At 69.2% G+C, this 8,257-nt stretch carries 6 protein-coding genes and 1 pseudogene; 5 read left to right on the top strand and 2 right to left on the bottom strand.

The window, feature by feature from the left end:
* Nucleotides 1-99, top strand: a pseudogene (locus tag ACWEOW_RS21540) (carbohydrate ABC transporter permease); the annotation flags it as partial.
* 160 nt (nucleotides 100-259) lie between these two features.
* Here the strand turns inward: ACWEOW_RS21540 and ACWEOW_RS21535 are convergent.
* Both ACWEOW_RS21535 and ACWEOW_RS21530 read right to left on the bottom strand, forming a co-directional pair.
* The gene (locus ACWEOW_RS21535; RefSeq protein ID WP_452271294.1) at nucleotides 260-1,489 is read right to left on the bottom strand and encodes a low temperature requirement protein A; all 1,230 of its coding nucleotides are present in this window, start codon (nucleotides 1,487-1,489) and stop codon (nucleotides 260-262) included.
* Between the two features lie 240 nt (nucleotides 1,490-1,729).
* Entirely contained in the window at nucleotides 1,730-3,331 is a 1,602-nt protein-coding gene (locus tag ACWEOW_RS21530; protein WP_452271293.1) for a nucleoside hydrolase-like domain-containing protein, read from the bottom strand.
* A gap of 268 nt (nucleotides 3,332-3,599) precedes the next feature.
* On the opposite strand from ACWEOW_RS21530, the gene ACWEOW_RS21525 reads away from it, so the two are divergent.
* The 4 genes from ACWEOW_RS21525 to ACWEOW_RS21510 all read left to right on the top strand — a co-directional run bounded on the left by ACWEOW_RS21525 (nucleotide 3,600) and on the right by ACWEOW_RS21510 (nucleotide 8,123).
* Nucleotides 3,600-4,283 carry a DUF2291 domain-containing protein gene (locus ACWEOW_RS21525; RefSeq protein ID WP_452271292.1) on the top strand — a complete coding sequence of 228 codons (684 nt, stop codon included), beginning with the start codon at nucleotides 3,600-3,602 and terminating at the stop codon, nucleotides 4,281-4,283.
* Nucleotides 4,280-5,887 carry a sugar ABC transporter ATP-binding protein gene (locus tag ACWEOW_RS21520; protein WP_452271291.1) on the top strand — a complete coding sequence of 536 codons (1,608 nt, stop codon included), beginning with the start codon at nucleotides 4,280-4,282 and terminating at the stop codon, nucleotides 5,885-5,887. Before ACWEOW_RS21525 ends, ACWEOW_RS21520 begins: the two co-directional genes overlap by 4 nt.
* Entirely contained in the window at nucleotides 5,884-6,972 is a 1,089-nt protein-coding gene (locus ACWEOW_RS21515) for an ABC transporter permease (RefSeq protein WP_452271290.1), read from the top strand. Before ACWEOW_RS21520 ends, ACWEOW_RS21515 begins: the two co-directional genes overlap by 4 nt.
* 137 nt (nucleotides 6,973-7,109) lie before the next feature.
* Nucleotides 7,110-8,123: a substrate-binding domain-containing protein gene (locus ACWEOW_RS21510; RefSeq protein WP_452271289.1), complete on the top strand. Its 1,014-nt coding sequence runs from the start codon at nucleotides 7,110-7,112 to the stop codon at nucleotides 8,121-8,123.
* Nucleotides 8,124-8,257: the final 134 nt, after the last annotated feature.

Genomic DNA, 8,257 nt, shown 5'->3' with positions numbered 1-8,257 from the left:
ATGGCCGGCGTCCTACTCGCCTCCCTACCCACCCTGGCCGTCTACATCATCCTCGGCCGCTACTTCATCGGCGGCCTCATGTCCGGCTCCGTCAAGTAACTTGGCGCCTCGCTCCGCTGCGGCGCGAGCCGCGGCGCCCGCCAGGCGTTGCCTTCCTCCGCTGCGCTCGCTCGTTCCTCACTCGCTGCGCTGCGTCCAGGCAACGCCGGCGCCCCGGCTGTGCTGGTTGCCGCCGCGCTCCGCTCCGCTCGCTCGTTCCTCACTCGCTGCGCTGCGTGTAGGCGAACCAGGTCAGCATGCCGAAGAGCCAGACCGCGCCGAGGACCACCGTCAGCAGCAGGATCTGCAGCCACGGCGCCGGGGCGAGCCAGCCGAGCAGAACCGCGGCCACCGCGGCCGCGCTGAGCGCCACCGAGACCGGGCGGTAGACCGGAGCGAGGGTGCGCCAGTCGGCCAAGGACGTCGCGATGACGATGAGCGCCAGGACGCCGACCGCCACCGACAACGACAGGACCATCGGCGCCGGATCGGGAGCATGGCCCTGCGACGCATGCCCGACCATGCTCACCATGACGGCGCCCGTCGCGGCGATCGTCATCGTCACCGGGAGATGACCCACGAGCCACCGCGAGAGGGACCCGCGCCGCGCGCTCACGCGGCGCGCCCCTACGAAGTCGAAGTAGCTCCACCAGTAGGCGAACCCGATCCCTAGACCCAGGATGCCGGTCACGACGGCGATGGGCGTGCGGCCGGCCCCGACGATGCCGTTCACGACACCGACCACGACCTCACCCAGCACGATGATGGTGAACAGGTCGAACCGCTCGACCATGGACGGGCTCGCGTTCGCGCTGGTGTCGCGGGTTGCGCCGGTGCGCCAGTCCAGGACGACGATGCCGGCGAGCCAGCCCACGACCACGAGCGTCCACACGGCGAGGCGCGCGCCGTCCGGCAACCAGGCGCTGGCCCCGACCGCTGTTGCGGAACCGAAGACCCCGACGATGTACGGCGTCGTCGTCGGGCGGAAAGACGGGTCGTCCTGGCGGCGCACGGAGTACCACAGCCAGCCGAGCAGCAGCAGGAACGCGCAGTAGACGAGCGCGAAGGCCGTCCCGTCGGCGCCCGTCGCCTCGCCGGTGTAGACAGCGAGGAGCGCGATCAGGCCCATCTGCAGGAACACGTAGGTACGGGTCCGCCCCTCCGCGCGTCCATGGAGGTCGTGGTAGACCGCGCCGTTGATCCAGGCGAGCCAGATCAGCCCGAACACGACGGCGAACTGGCCCACGGCCGCCCATGAGACGTGGGCAGCGAGGTGGTGGGCCGCTTGCGAGACCACGACGACGTAGACGAGGTCGTAGAAGAGCTCGAGGAAGCTGACCTCTCGCTCCTCGATGACGTCGCCGTGGGCTCTCGGGGGCTTCCAGAAGTGCCGCCGGAAAGCCCCGGCAGACTCGAAGGAGAGGCGGACGCTCGCCTGTCGTGCCGGCATACGGACTCCTCGTCTCGGCTCCGATGGACGGGGTGCCTGGCACGTCCGCCGCGCGTCGTCGCCCGACGCCTCGCCCGCTCGCCTCAGCGTACGGTCGCGCCGCGACCGCCGCTCTGACTTCGCCGCCCCTCGGCCGCTGCCGCAGGTCCTTCCCCACCTGGCACTGCGCCACGCGATCGGCGGGGCCGAGGCGTGGCGCAGTGCGTGGGCAGGACGGCGAGCGTATGCCGTGTGCCGGGGTCAGCCGACCGTCAGCACGACTCGCGCGTAGCGGGTCAGGGGGAACTGTCCGTCATCGGTGGCCTGGAAGATGAAGGACAACGTCTGGCCGGGCTGGGCATCGGCCGGGATCGTCACCGTCGTGCTGGCGGCGGTCGCGTCGTCGACCGAGACAGCTCCGGGGTAGGTCCCCTCCTCGCGGTACTGCCACCAGCGCAGGCTGAGGGCATCCTGGTCCGGGTCGACCGCGAGACCGCGCAGGCTCACGCTCTCGCCGGGGTGCACGGTCGTGCTGTTGTGAGCCAGGATCGACACCTTCGGTGCGTGGTTGGCGTCGGGACGCTGCACCGACCCGAGGCTCCACTGGATGCGGTTCGCGAAGTCGTTCTGCGCCGCGGCCGCCCACCTGAGCGTCGTGAGGTTGCTGACGCTCTTGCCCGTGGCGTCGAGCTCCGAACCGACCATCGTCCACAGGTTCGGCGAGGTCGTGGTCTGCGTGGCCCGGCCGCCCCAGCCGCCCAGGGTCGGGTCGGACGGGACGTCGATGCCGGTGTCCAGCAGCGGCATGTAGGACACGTTGTCACCCTCGGACAGGAAGTCGTACGGCGCGAGCGGCTTGCACCACCCACCGGGAGCGAGGGCCGGGATGCCGAAGATGTCGAGCTGGTCGCCCGGCATCGCCTGCCCGTCGAGCCACGAGCGGTAGAGCGAGCCCAGGGCCCCGATCTGGATGTTCTGCTTGATCCAGGCCCCCGAGAAGTAGACGCGGTCCTCCGGGAGTCCTCGGACGTTGCCACCGGTGCCCCGGGCGCAGTTGTACCCCCACGTCGCGTATCCCGCGGAGAGCTGCTCGACCTTGACGGACGGCCAGGCCTTGGCGATGTAGTCGGCGTACGTCTGGTCCTGGAAACCGGAGGCGAGGATGACGGCCTTGTCGTTCACCTTGCTCTGGATCGCGCTCCACGAGGGCGACGAGGAGTACTGGTCCTGGATGCTCTTGAGGGCGCGGGCGATCGTGTTGGTCCCACCCCAGGCCTGCAGGTAGAGCTGGCGCGGGTCGTTGTCGAGGAGCAGGTTCTTGATGAGGTCAGACCCCGGGGTGTCGTGGTCCATCTCACCCTCGAAGTCGACGTTGCCGATCTTCACCATGCCGAGCAGGTCGGTGGGGGAGGGGTACTGCGAGTCCTGCCGCTTGAGGTTCGGGTAGACCTGCGCGTATGCCGGGATGACCTGGTCCTGGATCGTCTGGTTCCCGGTCCACCGCCACGAGGTCTGCGGTGTCTTGTACTCGCGGCCGGGCAGGAAGAAGGGCGTGCCGGCGCCGTCGCCGGCCCAGTGGAACCTGCTGGCCGTGTAGATGATGCCCTCGGTGTCGAGGTCGTTCGTGTAGAACATGTAGCGGATCAGCGACGCGAGGTCGTCCTGCTCCATGTCGGTCGTCACCACGGTGCGGTGCTTGGCCGAGAGACCGACCTGGCTGGTCGGGTCGGCCGTCGCCGTCGCGGCGCCGGCGACGACGGTGGATGCCGCTACCGCCGTGGCCGAGCCGACCGCTGCCGCGGCAGCGACGATGCGCCGCAGACGGCGGTGGGGGCTGTGGGGCCTGCTGCTTGATGTCGTCATCGTGACATCAGCCTCCTGAATGTCTATTCGCCATTGAATCGCGAGGGCAGACGAAGGCTGGTACGCGTCGCCGGTCGTGTCAAGTGGCCGCCCGAAACCCATGGGGTAGGGAACTGGTGGTGTGGGTGGAGCTTCGCGGCGGCCGCGTTCTGGCGAGCGAGGGTGTCGACCGTTGTCGACCGCGGGGAATGCGACCGGTCGTTGACATCACGCCGTTGACATCACGCCTCCGGGTCGGCATCATCATCGTATGTTCGTTCAATGGCGAATGGCTATTCAGCCCGTCACACTGGTGCGGTCCCTCGCGGCGCTGGCCGCGGCCGTCGTCGTCGCAGCGACGTTCGCCGGCTGCTCGCGCGTCCCCGGCGTCTACACCTACGTCGCGGCAGGCCAGGAGACCTCGGGCGGACAGGGGTCCGCCCCCTTCGACGCGAAGACCTACGTCGACGGGATCTGGGAGTCCAAGGTCCTTCCGACCGTGACCAAGGACGCCGTCTCCGCCGCAGACCTGCTGCCGGCCCTGGCAGCCGACCAGGCTGCTGCGAGCAAGAAGTACGGCAACCAGGCCGGGACCGGAAGCCCCTACGCCTTCCTCGTCAACGGAACCGGGACCGTCAAGGCTGTCGATGACGAGTCGCCCAGCCACCCGCTGACCGTCAAGGTCGACGGGCTCGACGGCAAGGACAACACGGTGCAGATCGTCACGGGCCCGGTCATCGCCGGGACGGCGCTGCGCGACGCGGTCAAGTTCATCACGTTCGGTGACTTCACCAACCAGCTGGACTATGCCGACGCCGCCACCGGGCTGAACTCCAAGGTCAAGTCCGAGGTCCTTGCCGGCGTCAACGCCAAGGACCTGGTCGGAAAGAAGGTGAAGTTCGCCGGCGCGTTCTCGCTCGTCGCGCCGGGCTCCGTCCTCGTCGTCCCGACCGAGCTGGCGGCCGCGTCGTGACCGCGAATCCCGGCGCGACGGCATACCCGGCAGGGCCGGCGGCGGACGACGTCGTCCTTCGGGCGGTGGACGTGACCAAGACATATGGCGGCGTCCGAGCCCTCAAGCAGGTGACCTTCGAGGCCTACCGCGGCAAGGTCAACGTCCTCGTCGGCGAGAACGGCGCCGGCAAGTCGACCCTCATGAAGATCCTCGCCGGCGCCGAGCAGCCGAGCTCGGGGACGATCCTGCTCGACGGCGAGCCGGTGGACATCGGCAGCCCGCGCGACGCGATCGCGAGGGGCATCGGGATCATCCACCAGGAGCTGAGCCTCTTTCCCAACCTTTCCATCGCGGAGAACCTCTTCGCCGGACGTGAGCTGCGGCGCGGCGGCCGTTTCGTGGACCACGCTGCACAGCGCCGCCGCGCCGTGGAGGCGCTGGGGCGGCTGGGCCAGGACCTCGACCCGGACCAGCTCGTCGGGGAGCTGCCCATCGGCAAGCAGCAGCTGGTCGAGATCGCCCGGGTGCTCCTGGAGGACGTGCGCATCCTCATCATGGACGAGCCGACGTCGGCGCTGTCCAACCACGAGGTCGACGTGCTGTTCAAGGTCATGGACGACCTGCGCCGCGCCGACGTCACCATCATCTACATCTCGCACAAGCTCGACGAGTTCCGGCGGATCGGCGACTACGTCACCGTGCTGCGCGACGGCTCCCTCGTCGCCCACGAGCCGATGACGGGCACGGACACCGCGTGGATCGTGCGCCAGATGGTCGGCCAGGACCCCGAGGCACTGTTCTCGCGCTCACCCGGTCACATCGGCGAGGTGATCCTCGACGTCGCCGGGCTGACCGTTCCGGGCTATCCCAGGGAGCTCGTCGCCGACGTCACCTTCCAGGTGCGCGCCGGCGAGGTCGTCGGCATCTACGGCCTCATGGGTGCCGGTCGCACCGAGCTCTTCGAGGCCCTGATGGGCAGCCGCCACTCGACCGGTCAGGTGACCGTGCGCGGAAAGCTGGTCCAGGAGAGCACCGTCCGGGCCCGACAGGCAGCCGGGCTCGCCCTCGTCCCCGAGGACCGGCAGCGCGACGGCCTCGTGCAGACCATGAGCGTCGGGGACAACGTCCTGCTGTCGACCATCGGCAGGCTCGCGCGCCGCGGCCTCGTCCCGCAGAGTGTCGAGCGGTCGGTCGCCACGGACAAGGTCCGCGAGCTGTCGATCAAGATCCCCGCCCTGGCCGCGCCCGTGACGTCCCTGAGCGGCGGCAACCAGCAGAAGGTGGTCCTCGCCCGGGCGCTGCTGACCGAGCCGGTCGTGCTGCTGCTGGACGAGCCGACCCGAGGGATCGACGTCGGAGCCAAGAGCCAGATCGCCGAGATCATGAGCAACCTCGCCGGCGCCGGCTACGGCGTGCTGTTCATCTCCTCCGAGCTCGCCGAGGTGATGGCCATGGCCGACCGGGTCCTGGTGATGGCGCGCGGCCGCATCACCGCCGAGCTCGCGGGGCCCGAGCTCACCGAGGAGGCGCTCGTCGCCGCCTCCGCGTCCGATGCCGTGCTCGCCGCCGCGGCGGCGGGAGACGACATCCCCACCACCCACGCCACGGAGGTCTCCGAATGAGCAACACGGACGTTGCGCCCGCAACCGCGACCCAGCCGCCGCCGACCCAGCAGCAGGACTCGCCCCGGGGCGACACGCTGGCGCGGATCGGCTTGCTGCTGCTACGCGGTCGCACGCTCGTCGTCCTCGTCCTGCTGATCATCCTCTTCGGCACGATGTCGCAGGACTACCTCACCTCGAGCAACCTCATCGTGATGACCAAGCACGTGGCGATCAACGCGATCCTCGCGATCGGCGTCACCTTCGTGATCCTCACCGGCGGCATCGACCTGTCGGTCGGGTCCGTCGCCGGCCTGTCGAGCATGATCGTGGGCGGCCTTCTCTTCGCGGGCCTTCCCCTTCCCGGCGGCACGCTCTACCTGTCGGTCATCGCCGTCATCGTCATCGGGCTTCTGGTCGGCTGCTTCGTCGGGTGGGTCAACGGCACGCTCATCACCAAGTTCCGGGTGCCACCGTTCATCGCCACCCTCGGCATGCTCTATGTCGCCCGCGGCGCCGCCCAGCTACGCAGCAACGGCGGCACCTTCCCCAACCTCGCCGGGAGCGAGGCCCACGGCAACACCGGCTTCGAGATCATCGGCGTCAACAGCTGGTTCGGGATTCCCGTCGCAGTCTGGATCATGGTCGTCGTCGCCGTCATCGCGGTCGTCGTCACGACCAAGACGCCCTTCGGCCGGCGCATCTACGCCGTCGGCGGCAACGACCGGGCCGCGGTCCTCGCGGGCATCCGCGTCTCCCGGATCACGGTCGCCGTCTACGTCATCAGCGGCGCCTGCGCCGCCCTCGCCGGGATGCTGCTCACGTCGGAGCTGGGCGCGGCATACCCCGACACCGCGACCACCTACGAGCTGAACGCCATCGCCGCCGCCGTCCTCGGCGGCACCGCCCTCAGCGGCGGGCGCGGCACCATCGTCGGCACGGTCATGGGCGCCTTCGTCATCGGCTTCCTCGCCGACGGCCTCGTCCTCGTCGGCGTCTCGACCTTCTGGCAGTCCGTCGTCAAAGGCACCGTCATCATCCTCGCGATCGTCCTCGAGCAGGCTCAGCAGCGGCTTCAGACCTCGCTGTCCCAGAGGACCGCATGACCTCGGGGACCCGGTTCGACGAGCAGGTCTCGACAACACCACCACGCAGATACGAAACGCACACAGCCAAGACACACCTCCGCACCCGATCTCCAGTGATCCAGCAGTGATCCAGATCAGCACCCGAAAGGACATTCATGTTCCGTCACACCTCGCGTATGAGTCGGGCGCTGCTGCCCGTCGCAGCTGCGGCCCTCGCCCTGTCCGTCAGCGCGTGCGGCAGCAGCTCGGACAACACATCGACCGGCGGCCAGACCTCCGCGGCCGCGGCCGGCGGGTCGGGGTCCAAGCTCGTTGTCATCATCACGCCGTCCCCGGACAACGTGTTCTTCAAGGCCGAGCAGGACGCCGCGGCGGCCAAGGCCAAGGAGCTCGGCTACGAGACCCTGGTCATCAGCCACGACGACGACCCGACCAAGCAGAGCCAGGCCTTCGACACGGCCATCTCGCGCAAGGCCGCCGCGATCATCCTCGACAACGCCGGCGCAGACGTGACCGTCGCGGCCGTGCAGAAGGCCAAGAACGCGGGCATCCCGTCGTTCCTCATCGACCGGGAGATCAACCAGACCGGTGTGGCCGTCGCGCAGATCGTGTCGAACAACGCCCAGGGTGCCGGGCTCGGCGGCCAGGAGTTCGCCAAGCAGATGAAGAACACCGGTTCCTACGCCGAGCTCACCGGCAAGGAGACCGACACCAACGCCGGCGTCCGGTCCAAGGGCTACCACGACATCCTGGACCAGATCCCGGCCATGAAGATGGTCGCCCAGCAGACCGCCAACTGGGACCAGGCCGAGGCTCTGGCCAAGACGCAGACGATCCTTCAGGCACACCCTGACATCAAGGGCATCATCGCCGGCAACGACACCATGGCGCTCGGCGCACAGGCTGCCCTCGACGCCGCCGGCAAGAAGGACGTCGTCGTGGTCGGCTTCGACGGCAGCCCCGACGTTGTCAGCTCGATCCAGGCGGGCAAGATCAAGGCCACCGTGCTCCAGCCGGCGAGCCAGATCGCCGAGATGGCGGTCGAGCAGGCCGACGGGTACATCAAGGCGGGCGGCAAGGCCTCCCAGCCGGAGAAGCAGTCCGTCGACTGCGTGCTCGTCACCTCCGCGAACGCCGACAAGGTGACCAACTTCGCGGTCGCCGACTGAACCAGGTAGGACCTCGCTCCACCCCCCGGAACCGGGGCGGTCGCACACGCCGCGACCGCCCCGGTCTTGTCGTATGCCGCCCCACCGACCTCCACCACGACGGCGCCGCGGCCCCCATCTGGTGACCACTCGAC

This window comes from Monashia sp. NPDC004114 (assembly GCF_053603855.1).
Note: the sequence above shows the minus strand (reverse complement) of the source record. Positions and strands in the feature narration are given on the sequence as shown.

What these genes read in the sequence shown, in the direction of transcription:
- ACWEOW_RS21535 (WP_452271294.1), bottom strand. Translation starts at nt 1,489, where the DNA reads ATGCCGGCACGACAGGCGAGCGTCCGCCTCTCCTTCGAGTCTGCCGGG.
- ACWEOW_RS21530 (WP_452271293.1), bottom strand. Translation starts at nt 3,331, where the DNA reads ATGACGACATCAAGCAGCAGGCCCCACAGCCCCCACCGCCGTCTGCGG.
- ACWEOW_RS21525 (WP_452271292.1), top strand. Translation starts at nt 3,600, where the DNA reads ATGGCTATTCAGCCCGTCACACTGGTGCGGTCCCTCGCGGCGCTGGCC.
- ACWEOW_RS21515 (WP_452271290.1), top strand. Translation starts at nt 5,884, where the DNA reads ATGAGCAACACGGACGTTGCGCCCGCAACCGCGACCCAGCCGCCGCCG.
- ACWEOW_RS21510 (WP_452271289.1), top strand. Translation starts at nt 7,110, where the DNA reads ATGTTCCGTCACACCTCGCGTATGAGTCGGGCGCTGCTGCCCGTCGCA.